This window comes from Streptococcus halitosis (assembly GCF_003143695.2).
Taxonomy (GTDB): domain Bacteria; phylum Bacillota; class Bacilli; order Lactobacillales; family Streptococcaceae; genus Streptococcus; species Streptococcus halitosis.
The window spans coordinates 637,223-655,732 of record NZ_QEMY02000001.1 but is presented as its reverse complement, the minus strand read 5'-3'; the positions used below and the strand labels follow the sequence as shown (position 1 = coordinate 655,732).

Annotated in this window: 15 protein-coding genes; 13 read left to right on the top strand and 2 right to left on the bottom strand. The window is 40.9% G+C overall.

The annotated features are described in order from the left end of the window. Window position 1 precedes the first annotated feature (1 nt). The 10 genes from DB729_RS03250 (at window position 2) to DB729_RS03205 (ending at window position 13,380) form a co-directional block, all read left to right on the top strand. Window positions 2-2,434: an ATP-dependent Clp protease ATP-binding subunit gene (locus tag DB729_RS03250; RefSeq protein WP_109289542.1), complete on the top strand. Its 2,433-nt coding sequence runs from the start codon at window positions 2-4 to the stop codon at window positions 2,432-2,434. A gap of 253 nt (window positions 2,435-2,687) precedes the next feature. Continuing rightward, window positions 2,688-3,341, top strand: coding sequence for a response regulator transcription factor BgrR (gene bgrR, locus DB729_RS03245; RefSeq protein WP_001024193.1), 654 nt, complete (start codon window positions 2,688-2,690; stop codon window positions 3,339-3,341). Continuing rightward, window positions 3,338-4,678, top strand: coding sequence for a sensor histidine kinase BgrS (gene bgrS, locus DB729_RS03240; RefSeq protein WP_033584712.1), 1,341 nt, complete (start codon window positions 3,338-3,340; stop codon window positions 4,676-4,678). The genes bgrR and bgrS overlap by 4 nt, the downstream gene beginning before the upstream one ends. Window positions 4,679-4,786: 108 nt before the next feature. Beyond that, window positions 4,787-5,314, top strand: coding sequence for an isoprenylcysteine carboxyl methyltransferase family protein (locus DB729_RS03235; protein ID WP_033584714.1), 528 nt, complete (start codon window positions 4,787-4,789; stop codon window positions 5,312-5,314). An 82-nt stretch (window positions 5,315-5,396) separates the two neighbouring features. After that, window positions 5,397-8,654: a GAG-binding domain-containing protein gene (locus DB729_RS03230; protein ID WP_109289543.1), complete on the top strand. Its 3,258-nt coding sequence runs from the start codon at window positions 5,397-5,399 to the stop codon at window positions 8,652-8,654. Window positions 8,655-8,988: 334 nt separating this feature from the next. Continuing rightward, window positions 8,989-10,047: an AAA family ATPase gene (locus DB729_RS03225; protein WP_033584717.1), complete on the top strand. Its 1,059-nt coding sequence runs from the start codon at window positions 8,989-8,991 to the stop codon at window positions 10,045-10,047. Window positions 10,048-10,056: 9 nt separating this feature from the next. Next, the gene (pnuC, locus tag DB729_RS03220; RefSeq protein ID WP_033584719.1) at window positions 10,057-10,836 is read left to right on the top strand and encodes a nicotinamide riboside transporter PnuC; all 780 of its coding nucleotides are present in this window, start codon (window positions 10,057-10,059) and stop codon (window positions 10,834-10,836) included. 1 nt (window position 10,837) lies between these two features. Further along, window positions 10,838-11,611: an NUDIX domain-containing protein gene (locus DB729_RS03215; protein WP_033584721.1), complete on the top strand. Its 774-nt coding sequence runs from the start codon at window positions 10,838-10,840 to the stop codon at window positions 11,609-11,611. Window positions 11,612-11,883: 272 nt separating this feature from the next. Then, window positions 11,884-12,567 (top strand): hypothetical protein, encoded by a 684-nt coding sequence (locus DB729_RS03210; protein WP_109289544.1) that lies wholly within the window; start codon window positions 11,884-11,886, stop codon window positions 12,565-12,567. A gap of 126 nt (window positions 12,568-12,693) precedes the next feature. Next, the gene (locus DB729_RS03205; protein ID WP_045617903.1) at window positions 12,694-13,380 is read left to right on the top strand and encodes a YoaK family protein; all 687 of its coding nucleotides are present in this window, start codon (window positions 12,694-12,696) and stop codon (window positions 13,378-13,380) included. A gap of 55 nt (window positions 13,381-13,435) precedes the next feature. Here DB729_RS03205 and dusB read toward each other — a convergent pair whose 3' ends face one another. After that, the gene (gene dusB, locus DB729_RS03200; RefSeq protein ID WP_033584726.1) at window positions 13,436-14,416 is read right to left on the bottom strand and encodes a tRNA dihydrouridine synthase DusB; all 981 of its coding nucleotides are present in this window, start codon (window positions 14,414-14,416) and stop codon (window positions 13,436-13,438) included. Then, on the bottom strand, window positions 14,403-15,275 hold the full coding sequence (gene hslO, locus DB729_RS03195) for an Hsp33 family molecular chaperone HslO (RefSeq protein ID WP_109289545.1): 873 nt from the start codon (window positions 15,273-15,275) through the stop codon (window positions 14,403-14,405). Before hslO ends, dusB begins: the two co-directional genes overlap by 14 nt. A 286-nt stretch (window positions 15,276-15,561) precedes the next feature. On the opposite strand from hslO, the gene DB729_RS03190 reads away from it, so the two are divergent. Genes DB729_RS03190 through dltB form a run of 3 tightly spaced genes read left to right on the top strand, consistent with a single transcriptional unit; the run spans window position 15,562 to window position 18,505 of the window. Further along, entirely contained in the window at window positions 15,562-15,693 is a 132-nt protein-coding gene (locus DB729_RS03190; RefSeq protein ID WP_007518064.1) for a teichoic acid D-Ala incorporation-associated protein DltX, read from the top strand. A gap of 20 nt (window positions 15,694-15,713) precedes the next feature. After that, window positions 15,714-17,264 (top strand): D-alanine--poly(phosphoribitol) ligase subunit DltA, encoded by a 1,551-nt coding sequence (dltA, locus tag DB729_RS03185; RefSeq protein ID WP_109289546.1) that lies wholly within the window; start codon window positions 15,714-15,716, stop codon window positions 17,262-17,264. Then, a complete protein-coding gene (gene dltB, locus DB729_RS03180; protein WP_109289547.1) occupies window positions 17,261-18,505 on the top strand; it encodes a D-alanyl-lipoteichoic acid biosynthesis protein DltB in 1,245 nt (414 codons plus the stop codon). The genes dltA and dltB overlap by 4 nt, the downstream gene beginning before the upstream one ends. Window positions 18,506-18,510 lie beyond the last annotated feature (5 nt).

Sequence of the window (18,510 nt, the reverse complement as noted above, 5' to 3'; positions counted from 1 at the left end):
GATGAACTATTCAAAAGCATTGAATGAATGTATCGAAAGTGCCTACATGGTTGCGAGCCATTTTGGAGCTCGTTACCTAGAATCTTGGCATTTATTGATTGCCATGTCCAATCACAGTTACAGTGTGGCAGGTGCAACTTTAAATGATTATCCTTATGAAATGGACCGTTTAGAAGAGGTTGCGTTGGAACTGACTGAAACGGACTATAGCCAAGATGAAACCTTTACGGAATTGCCCTTTTCCCATCGTTTAGAAGTTCTCTTTGCAGAAGCAGAGTATGTGGCCTCAGTGGTCCATGCAAAGGTGCTTGGGACAGAGCATGTCCTCTATGCGATTTTGCATGACGGCAATGCCTTGGCGACTCGCATCTTGGAGAGAGCAGGTTTTTCTTATGAAGACCAGAAAGATCAGGTCAGAATTGCCGCTCTTCGTCGCAATCTAGAGGAGCGTGCAGGATGGACAAGAGAAGATCTTAAGGCTTTACGTCAACGCCATCGCACGGTATCTGACAAGCAAAATTCCATGGCCAATATGATGGGCATGCCTCAAGCTCAAAGTGGTGGTCTAGAGGATTACACGCATGATCTAACGGAGCAAGCGCGCTCTGGCAAGTTAGAGCCAGTTATCGGTCGTGACAAGGAAATTTCACGTATGATTCAGATTTTGAGTCGGAAGACCAAGAACAATCCGGTCTTGGTTGGGGATGCTGGTGTCGGGAAAACAGCTCTGGCACTTGGACTTGCCCAGCGTATTGCTAGTGGGGATGTACCTGCGGAAATGGCTAAGATGCGCGTTCTAGAGCTCGATTTGATGAATGTCGTTGCAGGGACACGTTTTCGTGGTGACTTTGAAGAGCGCATGAACAATATCATCAAGGATATCGAGGAAGATGGCAAAGTGATCCTCTTTATCGATGAACTCCACACCATCATGGGTTCTGGTAGCGGTATTGACTCGACTCTGGATGCGGCCAATATCTTGAAACCAGCCTTGGCTCGTGGAACTCTGAGAACGGTTGGTGCAACCACTCAGGAAGAATACCAAAAACACATCGAAAAAGATGCTGCCCTTTCTCGTAGGTTTGCCAAAGTGACGATTGAAGAGCCAAGTTTAGCTGACAGCATGATTATTTTGCAAGGTTTGAAAGCTACCTATGAGAAACACCATCGTGTGCAAATCACAGATGAAGCTGTTGAAACAGCTGTTAAGATGGCGCATCGTTACTTGACCAGTCGTCACTTGCCAGACTCTGCTATCGACCTCTTAGATGAAGCAGCAGCAACAGTGCAAAACAAATCCAAGCATGTGAAAGCAGACGAATCCGACTTGACTCCAGCTGACAAGGCCCTGATGGATGGCAAGTGGAAACAAGCTGCCCAGTTAATTGCAAAAGAGCAGGAAGTCCCTGTCTATAAAGACTTGGTAACAGAATCTGAAATTTTAACCACCTTGAGTCGTTTGTCAGGAATTCCAGTTCAAAAACTGACACAAACGGATGCCAAGAAATACCTTAATTTGGAAGCGGAGTTGCACAAACGTGTCATCGGTCAAGATCAAGCTGTTTCAAGTATTAGCCGTGCCATTCGCCGTAACCAGTCAGGTATTCGCAGTCACAAACGTCCGATTGGCTCCTTTATGTTCCTAGGACCGACGGGTGTCGGAAAGACCGAATTGGCTAAGGCTTTGGCAGAAGTTCTCTTTGATGACGAATCAGCTCTTATCCGCTTTGATATGAGTGAGTATATGGAGAAATTTGCAGCTAGCCGTCTCAACGGTGCCCCTCCGGGTTATGTGGGCTACGAAGAAGGTGGGGAATTGACAGAGAAGGTTCGTAATAAGCCTTACTCCGTACTCCTCTTTGATGAGGTCGAGAAGGCACACCCAGACATCTTTAATGTTCTCTTGCAGGTCTTGGATGATGGAGTTCTAACAGACAGCAAGGGGCGCAAGGTTGACTTTTCAAATACCATTATCATCATGACGTCAAACCTTGGTGCGACAGCCCTTCGTGATGACAAGACTGTCGGTTTTGGGGCCAAGGACATTCGTTTTGACCAAGAAAATATGGAAAAACGAATCTTCGAAGAGTTGAAAAAAGCTTATCGACCAGAGTTTATCAACCGTATTGATGAAAAGGTGGTCTTCCATAGCTTGGATAGTGAACACATGCAGGAAATTGTCAAGATCATGGTTAAACCATTGATTGCTAGCCTAGCAGAGAAGGGTATTGACTTGAAACTGCAAGCTTCGGCACTGAAGTTACTAGCAAGCCAAGGATATGATCCAGAAATGGGAGCTCGCCCACTTCGCAGAACACTGCAAACAGAGGTGGAAGACAAGCTGGCAGAACTCCTCCTCAAGGGAGAACTGGTAGCAGGCAAAATCCTCAAAATCGGTGTCAAAGCTGGTCAACTAAAATTTGATATTGCTTAAAAATGGAGAATCAGGAGAAGTCCTGATTCTTTTTTGTATTTATTTTTATGAAACCAAAGGAAACAAGTTGACAATATGTAAATATTGGTTATAATAAGAATAGATATTAAGATTTGTATAGCATGAAAAAGAGCAGAGTTTCCTGAAATTTCCACCATTTCAATAGAGCCCTGTTTCTTTTTTTGCGTATGAAATGAAAATAATGTAAACCTAGCAAAAGGGTGAATTTTAGATAGGTTAAGAAGGGAAATAGATGAACATTTTAGTTGTAGATGATGAGGATATGATTAGAGAGGGGGTCGCTGCTTTTTTGAGAGAAGAAGGCTATCATGTTATTCTAGCAAAGGATGGGCAGGAGGCTTTGGAGAAATTTCATGAGTTCCCGATTCATCTGATGGTCTTGGATCTGATGTTACCGAAGCGGAGTGGATTTGAGGTTTTAAAAGAAATTAATGGAAATCATGATATTCCTGTAATCGTCTTAAGTGCGCTCGGAGATGAGGAAACTCAGATGCAGGTATTTGACCTTTATGCTGATGATCATGTGACAAAACCATTTTCACTGGTGCTCCTAGTCAAACGGATTCAAGCCTTGCTTAGGCGTTACTATGTTGTGGAGGATATTTGGCATTATCAAGATGTGACAGTGGATTTCACATCCTACCAAGCTCGAGTCAAGAACGAGGAGGTTGCAATTAAGCCGAAAGAATTGTTGGTTTTAAAATGTTTGATCCAACATAAGAACCAGGTCTTGAGTAGAGAGCAGATACTCGAGTCTATCTCAAATGATTTTGCAGATTTGCCTCTTGATAGAGTAGTTGATGTTTACATTCGAAATCTTCGTAAGAAGTTGGATCTGGATTGCATTGTAACAGTGAAAAATGCCGGATATAAAATTAGCTTATGATAAAAAACCCTAAATTATTAACCAAATCATTTTTAAGAAGTTTTTCGCTTTTAGGTGCAATAGCTTTGGTCATCCACATTGCCATCTATCTGACCTTTCCTTTTTATTACATTCAGCAAGAGGGTGAGAAGTTTAATGAGAGTGCGACTATTATGAGCAGGTACTTAGAAGGCAAAAATTTTCATGAACTGCCTAGTTTGCTGGAGTCCTATTCGAAATCTCTTCGTATCTCTGCCCATTTGAAAGATGACGTACTGGATAAGAGAATTTCCCTTGTGCACGACTTGGAAATAAAGGAAGGCAGCCCCACTAACTATATCGTAACGATTGACCGTCAGATTACGACAGCTGATGGTAAAAAGGTAACCATTCAATTTATTCAAGGTGTGGATATTTATAAAGAGGCAACACGGATTATGCTTCTCTATCTCCCTTATACCTTTTTAGCAACGCTTGTATTTGCCTTTCTCTTTTCCTACTTCTATACGAAACGTTTATTGGAGCCTCTCTTTTATATCTCAAAAGTTACAGGTAAGATGCAGGAGTTGGATCATGATATTCGCTTTGATGAAACGCGAAAGGATGAAGTTGGGGAAGTTGGAAAGCAAATCAATGATGTGTATGAAAACTTGTTGGCAGTCATTGATGAATCTGAGAGAAGAAATGAACGGATTATCAGGTTGCAAAAGCAGAAAGTTTCTTTTGTTCGTGGAGCGTCACATGAGTTGAAAACCCCTTTAGCCAGTCTTCGAATTATTCTAGAGAATATGCAGTACAATATTGGGGATTATAAAGACCACCCTAAGTATATAGCAAAGAGTATCGATCAAATTGATCAAATGAGTCACTTGCTCGAAGAAGTTTTGGAGTCCTCTAAGTTCCAAGAGTGGACAGAGTGTAGCGAGACCTTGATAATCCAGACTGTTTTGACGGATGTTTTATCTCGCTATCAGGAATTAGCACGCTCAAGAGGAATAGAAATTGAAAATCAATTGACAGATGCTACTAGGGTCATCATGAGTCTCAAGGCATTGGATAAGGTTTTGACAAACTTGATTAGTAATGCGATTAAATATTCAGATAAAAATGGGCGCGTAATCCTATCCGAGCAAGATGGCTATCTTTCTATCAAAAATACCTGCCAACCTCTTAATCAAGAAGAGTTGAATCATTTGTTTGATATTTTTTACCACTCTCAAGTTGTTACAGACAAGTCTGAAGGGTCTGGTTTAGGACTCTATATCGTGAATAACATCCTAGAAAGTTATCAAATGTCTTATAGTTTTCTCCCTTATGAACAGGGAATGGAATTTAAAATTTACTTGCAAGCAGATTAGTTGTATAAAGTAACAGAACGGAAATCTCTCCGTTCTTTTTTGTTAAAGTTCACATAGGTTTAACATGAGAATATTATTTTAAATATAGAAAAAAGAAAGGATACTGGTATGGTATTAGCGATTATTTTAGTAACCTTCCTCGTTCGATTGATTTTTTTAAAACGTTCGATGGAGAATGAAAAACGAATCCTTAGCAATGGCGGGAAAGAATTTGGAGTTGAGAATACAAAACGATTAACGATGGCTCATATTGTTTTTTATCTCTCTTGCTTCGTTGAAGCAATGGTGCACAAGACAAATTTTGATGGCATGAGCATAGTTGGTTTAGTTTTGCTTATTTTTTCCATGTTGATGTTATTGCTGGTCATTCACTTGTTGGGAGATATTTGGACAGTTAAGCTAATGCTTGTCAATAATCACAAATATGTAGATCATCCTCTCTTTCGAATTGTGAAACATCCCAATTACTTTTTAAATATTCTCCCTGAGCTAGTTGGTTTAGCTTTGGTGAGTCATGCTTACGTAACTTTTATCTTTATTTTTCCTGTCTATGCGGTTATTCTTTATCAAAGAATAGCAGAAGAAGAGAAATTACTGCAAGAAGTTATCATTCCTAATGGAAGAATGAAAGGATAGCGAAAATAATATAGCAAATTTCATATACAATTCATATTGGCAGGATATACTGTAGTTAATTAAAATCACGGAGGATATAGATATGTTTAAATCAAATCATGAACGAAGAATGCGTTATTCCATTCGTAAATTTAGTGTAGGAGTAGCTAGTGTACTAGTAGCTAGCTTCTTTATGGGGAGTGTTGCTCATGCTGATGAGATGAACTCGAGTGCACCCACAAATAGTGCCAAGGTCACTGAACAAACTTCATCTAAGGATAAGGCAGGAGAAAACAAAGAAACTTCTTCTGAAAATAATAAAAAAACAGAACCAGCTAGAGAAACTTTGAAAGATGCAAAAGAAAAATTAATAAAAGAGCTAGCGGAAAGTGACCTTCCTGCAGATAAAAAAGCAGCATATAAGCAGAAAATCGAACGGGCGAATGATACAGGAAGCTTGCTTTCGATAGATAATGATTTTCACCTAGACTTACTAAAACATCATGAAAAGCAGCATATAGAACAAGAAAGTAAGGAAAAAGAAAATCAATCGAAAGATGAAAACAAGGTAGTTCCACCGACTAAGGAGAGCTCGGAACAGTCTCAAGATACTTCTACAAAAGAGAACACAGGTGCGGTCGCTGAAATTCAAAAACGTTTAAAAGAAGAAATCAGAAAGGGTACCCTACCAACTGAGCGGAAAGATTCCTTGATAAAAGAGATTGAGGGAGAAGATGACCGTGATAACCTAGAAACTTTGGAGAATAGTTATAGAGAGCTGGAAGATACTTTCAAAAAAATCAATGAAGAACTCGACCATCAAAAGAAATTGATTAGCGATATGGTAACTACAAAAGGTATCACCGAAGAGGATAAAAGTTCTTTAGTAGGCGAAATCAATAAAATCAAAGAGCGAGTTGTAAATGATTTTAAGAACGAGTCGGATAAATCACTCCAAACGATTAAACAAGAAGTTATTGCTGATCTAGGTAAGTTATTCAAATCTTACAAAGCTTACGTTGAAAAAGAAATTCAAAACTACGTCAATGAACGAGTGGACAAAAACATAAAGGAGAAAAAACTAAACAAAGAAGAAGCAAACGAGGATGCCACAATCAAACAGTTACGCGAGTTGGAAAAAAAGGCGCTTCAGCAACTCGATCAGGCCGCGAAAAACGAAGAGGTGCTGAAGGCTAAACACAGTCTTCTTGATGAGATTGCAAAACTCAAAACATCTAATGGCAATAAAGAGACAACGAAACCGAGAGACAAACGAAGTGCTAAGGAGACTGATCAGCAAGATTTGGCTAAACAAATTTCAGAAGCTAATCTATCGCTTTCTAATCACATGAGTGAGCTGTTGGATAGAACTAAAAAGGATCTGAAATCTGAGGACGAGTCTAAATTTGATGAATTAATTAAAAATGCCTTAGGAATTGTAAATAAATATAGATCAGAGCTTTCTAAAGCTCAAACAAAAGAGGAACTAGATCGGATTCTAGAAACAGCGAAGTCAGAGCTAAATGCTGTTGTGGAGGAATTCAAAAAAGGGTTAACGAAACCAACTGAGCCTCAAAGAAAGCCTGATATGGAAGGTCATATTCCTCCAACTAAAGATGGGAAATCTCAGACACCGACTGAAGAAACGAAAGAGATAGAATCTTTGAAGAATAAGGCTAAGGAAGAGCTAAAAAAACTAGAGCAAGCTTTGGCTGAAGTGAATAACTATCCAGAGTTACCAGAAAATAACAGTGATTATAAGGTGCAGAAAAAAGATATTTGGGAAGATTCTAAAAAGATTGCTCCTGCTAAAATAAAAGCATTTAGAGAGCAGTTAGAAAAAGGTTCATACACTGCCAAAACTCTCCAAACGTTTATAGATGACTTTATCTATTATCAAATCCATGCACAAATCGAAAAGATGACAAGACAAGTCGCTTTGTATCGAGAGAAATACGCGAAAATTCCTAGTTTAGAAAAAGAATTTGAATCAGGTATCAAGCAAATATGGAATAAGAATTATGCTACCTTAGAAGGGAAATATCTAGCGGATTACTTTAAGAACGAATTTCTTCCATCCTTTAATAAGATTCAGCAGATTGTGGAACTTCAGAAGGCTATCAGTCAGCTTGAAGAAGAAATGAAGACGGTTCCAGATGGAGCTAAGTTAACAGGAGAAGCTGGTTCTGCTTATGAAAAGGTCAGAAATCGCGCAAGCGAAATCATTAAACAGGGGAAAGAGCTTCTAGAACAAGTAAATATTACAGAAAAGCAGCTAGATACTCAGATAGGAGAGCTTCAGAAGAGCTTATCGGAATTGAAGGTAGCGAAGGCCAACTTAGTGCCAAAGAAAGAAGATAAGAAAGAAATTCCAAAACCAGATATGCAACCAAGTCCTCAACCAGAAGGCAAAAAACCGCAAACACCGACACAACCTGGTACTGAGGATAAAAAGCCATCTGCTCCAAAACCAGGTATGCAACCAAGCCCTCAACCAGAGGGTAAGAAACCACACACACCGGCGCAACCCGGTACTGAGGATAAGAAGCCATCTACTCCAAAACCAGATATGCAACCAAGTCCTCAACCAGAAGGTAAAAAACCGCAAACACCGGCGCAACCCGGTACTGAGGATAAGAAGCCATCTGCTCCAAAACCAGGTATGCAACCAAGTCCTCAACCAGAGGGTAAGAAACCGCAAACACCGGCACAACCAAAGACACATAAAATTTTTACAGCAGCAGATGGCAAGACGAAAGTCTCAGTAATATTTGATAAACCTACAGATGCAGATAAGTTACATCTCAAGGAAGTAACGACGAAAGAGTTGGCTGATAAAATTGCTCGTAAAACAGGAGGGGGAACAGTTCGTGTGTTTGACTTATCTCTTTCTAAAGGAGGCAAGGAAACTCATGTCAATGGAGAACGAACTGTTCGGCTCGCGCTTGGGCAGACTGGATCAGATGTTCACGTCTATCACATAAAGGAAAATGGCGATCTTGAACGCATTCCTTCTAAAGTTGAAAATGGGCAAGTTGTCTTTAAAACGAGCCACTTCAGTTTGTTTGCGATTAAGACACTTTCTAAGAATCAAAATGTCACTACACCTAAGCAGACTAAGCCGTCTATCCAAGATAGTCAAACACAGATAGGAGAGAGCCGAACTGGAAAATTCCAGAATAAAGAAGTTAATCATAAACCACTGGCTACTGGAAATGAAACGGTGGCAAAAGGAAATCCTACATCAGCAACTGAGAAGAAATTACCATCTACAGGAGTGGCGTCTAATCTAGTTCTTGAGATCATTGGTCTCCTTGGTTTGATTGGAACTTCATTCATCGCGATGAAAAGAAGGAAATAATGATTCAGTTTTTTAAAAATATCCACTTTCGATATTTAGCATTTGATTGGTTAACCATTGAAGATCCCAAAGATTTTACTTATAATTGGTATCTAATAATGATAAGTCATTTCATATAGAGATGAATCTAAGATATAAAAAGAGAAGGCTAGTGAACCGCAAAAGTTAGATTTTTTATGTCCAACTTTTGAGGGGTAGTATAAAGATGGCCTTCTCTTTTTTTTGTTACCTTTTTATAAAAAGTAATAAAAGACTATTGACAAAACAAAAATATAGTATACAATAAAAACATAGAAAACAAAAATATCAAAAACCATAAAAAGGAAAAACGTTTATGAAAAAGAAAACAGCAGTGGTATTTGGGACCTTTGCCCCTCTCCATCAAGGGCATATCGATCTGATCCAGCGAGCGAAGCGTCAGTGTGACCAGGTCTGGGTAGTCGTTTCAGGCTACGAGGGAGACCGAGGTGAGCAGGTAGGTTTAAGTCTTCAAAAACGATTTCGCTATATCCGAGAGGCTTTTCGTGATGACGAATTGACCTCTGTCTGCAAGTTAGATGAGACCAACCTTCCCCGTTACCCTATGGGCTGGCAGGAGTGGTTGGACCAGATGTTATCGGAGATTTCCTACGATGAAGCCCAGCAAGAACTGATCTTTTTTGTGGGGGAACGTGACTACCAGCAAGAATTATCAAATCGTGGTTTTGAGACCGTTTTGCAAGAAAGAAAGTTTGGAATCTCAGCGACTATGATTCGAGAAAATCCAAGCAAATATTGGAAATATATTGCTCAACCCTTCCGTCGACAGTTTACAAAGAAAGTGTTGATTATGGGAAGTGCCAGCAATGGGAAGACCACTCTGGCCAAGGATTTGGCAAGGTATTACGATGCTCCGGTCAGCCTGGAATACGCACGTGAGTATCAGATCAAAAACAATGTCCGCGACGATGAATTGACTCCAAAGGATTACTATTATCTCCTTTTAGGGCAGTATGACCAGACCTCCAAGTTAATCGATAGCAATGCCAATCGAGGCCTAGTAATAGCTGACACCAACTCCTTAGTAACCAAGGGCTACTATGATTATTACATGGAGGCTGAGGATCAAGAGGACTTATCAGGAGAAACCTTTGACAATCTCTTTGTTTCAATCTTGGCCAAGGAAAAATGGGACTTGATTCTCTTTGTGCAGCCTGTCGGTTCTTATGTCAATGACGGATTTAGAGATATGACCATGGCGGAAGACCATATTCGCTACAGTTTTTCCCAGCATCTGGACCAGATGAGAGAGCGATATTTAACCACCATTCCACTAGTTTATCTAGCTGAGGATTACCTAGGCAATTATGAAGCAGCAAAAGTGGCTATTGATGCAATTTACCAAGCAGATTAGGAGAAAATTATGGAAACAGTAACTAAAAAAATCACACAATTTATCGAAAACTTTAAAAATGTCCATGCGGAAGCCCGCAAGATCGGTTTTGCAGGGATTATGCGCCTGCTCTGGAAAGATCTCTTTGTCGGCCGTAGTCTTTTTCAGTGGTTGTATCTCATCGCCTTGTCAAGTGTTCCCTTGATCTTAGAGTTCACACAAAATACGGAAAGTCATGACTGGCTGAGCTTGTTTGCATCTTGGACTGGGATTGTCTGTGTTATATTGGTAGCAGAAGGGCGTGCAAGCAATTATCTCTTTGGGACCATTAACTCCGCTATCTACTTGATCTTGGCCATGAACGCGACTTTTTATGGAGAAGTTTTGACGACCGTTTACTTCTTTGTCATGCAGCCGATTGGTCTCTATGCTTGGTTGTCCAATCGTATCAATGAACAGGAAAAACCAGAAGAATCCCACTTTGAAGCTAAGAAATTATCTGTGATTGACTGGCTCAAGTACTTAGCCTTGACTGCCATTATCTGGATTGGTATGGGCTTGGCTTATCAAAGTATCAATAGCGCTCGTCCTTTCCGTGATAGTGTTACTGATGCGACCAATGGTGTTGGTCAGCTCTTGATGACACGTCTCTACCGTGAGCAATGGATTTTCTGGATTGCAACCAATCTCTTTAGTATTTATCTCTGGTGGGGTGAAAATATCCACATTCAAGGGATGTACTGGGTTTACACACTGAACAGTCTAGTGGGATGGTACCAATGGACCAAGGCAGTTCGAAAGGAGGCATAAGATGGCAGACATAAAGATTCCAGAAGGAATGACGGAAAAAGAATATTATGAAATCCATGCCAGTCAGGAGGAGTTTTTAGACTGGTACTACAGGCAGGAACTCCCTCAATATGAAAAACCAAGTGTGACAGTGGATATGGTGGCTTACTGCTTTGTCGAAGGAAAGATCAAGCTCTTACTGATCCGTCGCAAGGCCCACCCTTATCAAAACTGCTTGGCTCTGGTTGGAGGCTTTATGGACAAGGGAGAAGATGCTGCACATGCCTGTCAGCGCGAGGTGAGTGAAGAAGTCAATCTCGATCTACCTTTGGAGAAAATCGAGCAATTGATGACCGTATCGACCCCCGGTCGTGATCCACGGGGCTGGACAGTGACCATTGCCCACTTAGTGTACCTACCTAGTCGTGCCTTAGACCTCGTTCGGGCAGGTGACGATGCCAAGGATGTCGTTTTCGTAGATGTCGATTTTCAGACGGGCAAATGCTACCTAGAGGGAGCCGAGCTGGACGAGCAAGCCTTCGCCTTTGACCATTATGCCATTATCCAAGAATCCATCAAACGAATCCAAGGCCGTCTCGACTGGAACCCGACCTTCCTCTATCTGCTGGAGGAGGAGTTCACTGTCTACGAGGGGACTGAACTGGTCAATCTCATCAACCCTGGTCGCCCAATCGTCAGCAATAACTTTCTCGTAAAATACGGCGAATATGTAGAAGAAGTCGGACTCAAACGAGTACCCAAAAAGAAACCAAGAAAAACCTATCGATTGAAATAAAAAGTGAGGTCGGGACAAAGTTCCCGACCTCTTTATTTATCATCATTTTTATGAATGGCTATCTTTCTTAGAATTGCACAAGAGCGATGCAAAAAATAGGACTCTAATCTAAAAAAATTTCTATTTTTTCGTTTCGATTACGAATTGAAATAGTGGAGAGAACATTTTTTAAAATAGGTTCTCTAAATAGTTGACAGATTCAAAACCTAATGTTACAATTATGTTACGAAAAGATTTCTTAATATTTCAAAAACGTTACAAAGGAGTAAAAAATGAAAAAGAAAACCTATATCAAATTGATGGCAGCGACTGTGTTGGCTTCTACCTTGCTACTAGCAGCTTGTGGAAATAAAAACGAAACCACTCAAACTAGTAGCTCTGCAAAGACAAGTCAATCATCAAGCTCTAAAGCAGCTTCTTCTAGCAAAGAAAGCAAGACTCAAAAATCTTCAAGCTCAGCTTCATCTGAAAAGGCCCAGGCATCTTCTGGTCAGTCTTCTACAGCGGCGGATCAGTCACAAGCGAAACCAGCGCCTGAATCAAGACAAGAACAAGCAGCCCCTAGTCAGCAAGCTCCATCTCAGGCACCTTCAACTCAGCAAGGCTCTCAAGCCCAGTCTAACCAGTCAGGCTATGATCCAACAACTGACCGCAAACTTCAAGACAAGCAAGCAGAACACAACAAACGCTACAAGGGTGTTTTAACCATGGTCGATGGTGATTTCTCAGCAGCTGCAGGCAACTGGAAGGGAGCGAATGGCGAAACTATTACGGTTTCATCAGGGGGCCAATTTACAGTAGAAACTGCAGAAGGAAAGAAAGAAAACTATTCTATCAGAGGCTACTCTTACACTCTTGATGATGGCAAGTATAATGCCAAAATCGGAGGAGGAAAAATCATCCAAATTACAACAGGTGCGGATGGTAAAGTTTCGAGTGTTGCCTTGATTCAATAATAAAATTTGGTGTTTTAACTTTTACTAGAAATCGTTCTGTAAAAGAGTGAGTCAACTGTTTTTCACTTAGTTTCTCCAAGAGAAAGTGGTATAATAAAAAAATCAAAGGAAAACGAGTGATAATACATGGCGGATAAATTAATCTTACCTCAAAACACACGATTGATGGGAGTATTTCTTGGATTTGTAGGTGGTTCTTTGGATGTGTTTTGCCATATTCAATACCATAGTTTGGTAGCGACACAGACAGGGAATATTCTCCTACTGATATCTGATTGGCACGACTCAAATGTCATCAATACGATGCTACGATTCTGCTCTATTATTTTCTTTTCTCTAGGATTTCTGTTTGCATTGCACATGAAAGAATACCGCAAAACGGCCTACTGGCGGGTTAAGATGCTGCTCCCTTTATTTATTGGAACTCTTATTCTCCCTTTCTTTTCACGATTTCCTCTAATAGAAGTTCCTTGCATCGCTTTTGGAACAGGAATGATGATGTTAACATTTACGGGCAGTTTGATTGAAGATCATCCCTATGTCATTTTTATGACGTCTGGAAATTACCGAAAGATGTTGACCGCTTTGTATCGCATTGCTAGAAGAGAAGGAAATATCCAAGAATACCGTCGTCAGGCCTTAAATTATGGGATTGTTGTGGGAAGTTTCATAGTGGGCGCAATCAGCTTGGCTGTATTGATGCATTTTCTTCATGAATGGTCTATATGGATTGTCAGCCTCAATTTGTTTTTGATTATGTCCTATTATATAGCTAGAGTGAAGCAATTAGATTTACAAGATGAAAACATATAAAAACGGCAAGACTCATTTTTGAGCTTTGCCGTTTTTGTGAGTTGTAGATGTGAGACTATGCTTTGTCTAGTTGCAAGAGGGCCTCAATTTCTGCAAGAGTACTAGCTTGTGAAATGGCTCCACGAAGCTTGGCTGCACCAGATGTACCACGAAGGTAGTGAGGAGCGAGGCCACGGAATTCACGGACTGCAATTTTTTCTCCTTTGAGGTTAATTAAGCGTTTTAAGTGTTCGTAGGCGATTTTCATCTTATCTTCAAAGGTCAAATCAGGAAGGATTTCTCCTGTTTCAAAGTAGTGGTTGATTTGATTGAAGAGGTAGGGATTTCCCATGGCTGCTCGGCCAATCATAACTGCGTCAGCACCAATTTCTTCGATGCGTTGTTTAGCATCTTGAACTGTACGGATGTCACCGTTGGCGATAAATGGAATCTTGGTTAAAGCTTGAGCAACCTTGTGAAGGGTCTCAAGATCAGCGTGACCAGTATACATTTGCTCACGGGTACGGCCGTGCATAGCGAGGGCAGAGACGCCTGCAGCCTCAGCTGCGAGGGCATTCTCCACGGCCAGGGATGGATCAGACCAGCCTGTACGCATTTTGACAGTGAGGGGGATATCAAGGACAGATTGGACCTTGTTGATAATAGAGTAGATCTTGTCTGGATCCTTGAGCCACATAGCACCAGCTTCGTTCTTCACGATTTTGTTAACTGGGCAGCCCATGTTGATATCGACGATATCGGTCTTGGTGTTTTCTTGGATGAATTCTGCTGCGCGTGCTAAACTGTCTTCATCGCTACCAAAAAGTTGGATAGAAACGGGGTTTTCGCCTTCATCGATATGAAGCATATGTAGAGTTTTTTCGTTGTTGTATTGGATTCCCTTGTCAGAGACCATTTCCATGACAACGAGTCCAGCTCCGAGCTCTTTTGCGATGGTACGAAAGGCTGAGTTGGTCACGCCAGCCATAGGCGCTAAAACGGTACGATTGGGAATCTCAACATTGCCGATCATAAAGGGTGTATTAAGATTTGTCACGAATGAGTTCCTCCAGGTCGTTTTCATCAAAGTTGTAAGTTGTTTGGCAGAATTGGCAAGTGATTTCTGCCCCGTGGTCTTCCTCTTTCATTTCCTCTAAGTCTGAGCTTGGAAGGCTGGCAAGAGCGTTCATAAAACGGTCTTTGCTGCAGTCGCATTTGAAACGAATTTCTTCTTCAGATAGACGTTTGTAAGATTCGTCACCATAGATAGCCTTGAGAAGGGCTTCGATATGGTCGTCGCTTTCTAGAAGAGTTGAAATGGCTGGCATTTCTTGGATGCGTTTTTCAAAGCGGGCAATCTCTTCCTCTTTGGCATTTGGCAATACTTGTAGTAAGAAGCCACCAGCGACTTTGACCTTGTCGTCTTTATCCAAAAGAACATTGAGGCCGACAGCTGAAGGGGTCTGTTGGCTTTCAGTCAGGTAGTAGGCCAGGTCTTCACCGATTTCTCCAGAGATGAGAGGAGTCATAGAATTGTAAGGATTTCCAGTACCATAGTCTGTGATAACGAGAAATTGACCATTGCCGACAAAAGGTCCGACTAGGACTTCACCCGTTGCAGTTTTTTTGATATCTACACCGGGGTTTTGAACGTAGCCTTTGACATTTCCCTTGGTATCTGCGACAGTGATGATGGCACCGAGAGAGCTCGTTCCAAGAACTTTTACAGTAATCTTGGTATCTCCTTTTTCATTGGCTGCGAGAATTTGGCTAGCGATAAGGGCGCGACCAAGTGCAACAGTTGAACTGGCTTGAGTTTGATGTTTTTCTTGAGCAGTGCGGACGGTTTCAGTGCTATCAAGGACAAAAGCACGAAAGGCTCCGCTTTCTGATATAGTTTTAATAATTTTATCCATAGCTACTATTTTAGCATAAAAATGCCCAAAGGGGGAGTCGTGTGTTTGCTGTCATTCTTTAAACTGTTTAATTTCTGATGACTGGTATAGGAGATTTATAGAAATGGAAATTTTTGTTCACATTTGTTGTTAACATTTTAATTTATCTTAAAATAACCTAAAACGAACTTTTAAGTTATGGTAAACAGTTGAAAAAAAGGTTGATAAAGTGGTAAAATGTTAGGAAGATAAGTTACTAATAGTGCGTATTTGTAGCCGATAGAAATGATATATTAATGGATAGCTTATGAAAAAACAACGAAATCTGCATGTATTCTTAGGCCGAACGGCCCTATATTTTGTAATCTTGCTTGGCCTGCTTTATTTTTTTAGTTACCTTGGGCAGGGACAAGGTGGCTTTATTTATAATGAGTTCTAGTTTAAAGGAGAAAAGGAACAGTGTCTAATAAACCGATAAAAGATATGATTGAAACGATTGAGCACTTTGCTCAAACACAGCCAACATATCCTGTCTATAATGTTTTAGGTCAAGAGCATACTTATGGTGATCTGAAGGCTGATTCAGATAGTTTAGCTGCAACTATCGATCGACTTGGCTTGCCTGAGAAATCACCAGTCGTCGTTTTTGGTGGTCAGGAATATGAGATGTTGGCTACCTTTGTAGCACTGACTAAGTCAGGTCATGCCTACATTCCAATTGACAGCCATTCGGCCTTGGAACGAGTTTCTGTTATCGTAGAAGTTGCAGAGCCAAGTTTGATTATTGCTATCTCAGATTTTCCATTGGAGCAAGTCTCTACGCCAATGATGACTTTAGCTCAGGTTCAAGAAGCCTTTGCTCAAGGGGATAGCTATGAGATGACTCATCCAGTCAAGGGAGATGATAATTACTACATCATCTTTACTTCTGGTACGACCGGTAAGCCTAAGGGGGTGCAGATTTCCCATGACAATCTCCTCAGTTTTACCAACTGGATGATTACAGATAAGGAATTTGCGACGCCAAGTCGTCCACAAATGCTGGCTCAGCCCCCTTATTCTTTTGACCTATCTGTCATGTACTGGGCGCCAACCTTGGCACTAGGTGGTACGCTTTTCGCTCTTCCTTCAGCCATTACTCAGGACTTCAAAAAACTCTTTGCGACGATTTTTTCATTGCCAATCGCTATCTGGACATCAACACCGTCCTTTGCAGATATGGCCATGTTGTCAGAAGACTTTAACAGCGAGAAAATGCCAGGGATCACGCATTTCTACTTTGATGGTGAAGAATTGACGGTCAAAACAGCTCAAAAACTGCGCGAACGTTTCCCAAATGCTCGTATTATCAATGCCTACGGTCCAACAGAAGCGACAGTAGCTTTGTCAGCAGTTGCTGTAACAGACGAGATGTTGAAGACTCTCAAACGCCTGCCAATCGGCTATACCAAGGCGGATTCTCCAACCTTTGTCATTGATGAAGAAGGTAAGAAACTGCCAAATGGTGAACAGGGAGAAATCATTGTTTCTGGACCAGCTGTTTCAAAAGGTTATATGAATAATCCTGAAAAAACGGCAGAAGCTTTCTTTGAGTTCGAAGGTCTTCCAGCCTACCACACAGGGGATGTAGGAACCATGACAGAGGAGGGCTTGCTTCTCTATGGCGGACGCATGGACTTCCAAATTAAGTTTAATGGCTATCGCATTGAGCTTGAAGATGTCTCTCAAAACCTCAACAAGTCTCGCTTTATTGAGTCGGCTGTTGCTGTTCCACGTTATAACAAAGACCACAAGGTGCAAAATCTGCTGGCCTATGTTATCCTAAAGGACGGTGTTCGTGAACAGTTTGAACGCGATATCGATATTACCAAGGCTATCAAGGAAGATTTGGCAGATATCATGATGTCCTATATGATGCCATCTAAGTTTCTCTATCGAGACAGTTTACCACTAACGCCTAATGGTAAAATTGATATCAAAGGCTTGATTAACGAGGTAAACAGTAGATGATGGAGCTTTATAAACAGCTACCTCATTTGGAACCTTATGGTGATCTTCAGTACTTTTTATACGTAATTGTTGCGACTTTACCTATCTTCATCGGTCTTTTTTTCAAGAAACGTTTTGCCTGGTATGAGGTACTGGTTAGTCTCTTCTTTATCGTCACCATGTTGGTCGGTGGAAAGACGAATCAAATAAGCGCTCTTATCCTTTATGTTATCTGGCAAGTACTTCTTGTATCTTTCTACAAAAGGTACAGGAAAAAGCGGGATAGTAAATGGATATTTTATCTGGTTAGCTTTTTATCCCTATTGCCAATCGTCTTTGTGAAAGTATCTCCTGCTATTCATGGATCTCAATCTTTGTTTGGATTTTTAGGGATTTCTTACTTGACCTTTCGTGCAGTTGGGATTATCGTTGAACTGAGAGATGGTGTCATCAAGGATTTAACGATCTGGCAATTCTTACGTTTTCTTCTCTTTATGCCGACTTTCTCGAGTGGTCCCATTGATCGATTTAAACGCTTCAATGAAAATTATGAGACCATTCCTGAACGGGATGAGTTGATGAACATGCTAGAAGGGGCTGTCAAGTATATCATGCTTGGCTTCCTTTACAAGTTTATCTTGGCCCATGTTTTGGGAGAGATATTACTGCCTCCGCTGAAAAATTTGGCCTTGCAGACAGGCGGTTTCTTTAATCATTATGCTCTGGCGGTGATGTATACTTTTGGTCTAGACTTGTTCTTTGACTTTGCGGGCTACTCTATGTTTGCCTTAGCCATCTCCAATTTGATGGGGATTCATAGTCCCATCAACTTTAACAAGCCTTTTTTGTCAAGGGATTTAAAGGAGTTTTGGAATCGTTGGCACATGAGTCTGTCTTTCTGGTTCCGTGACTTTGTCTTTATGCGGATGGTCATGGTGTTGACCAGAAAGAAGGTCTTTAAAAATCGCAATGTCACTTCAAGTGTAGCCTACATTCTCAATATGCTGATTATGGGATTTTGGCATGGTGTGACCTGGTACTACATCGCCTATGGACTTTTCCATGGGATTGGGCTAGTCATCAATGATGCATGGATTCGTAAGAAAAAAGCGCTCAATAAAGAACGGAAAAAAGCTGGAAAGGGTTCCTTACCTGAGAATCGCTGGATTCAGTTGCTTGGCATGGTTGTCACCTTCCATGTCGTGATGGTTTCATTCTTAATCTTTTCTGGATTTTTGAATGATTTATGGTTTAAAAAATAAAAGGA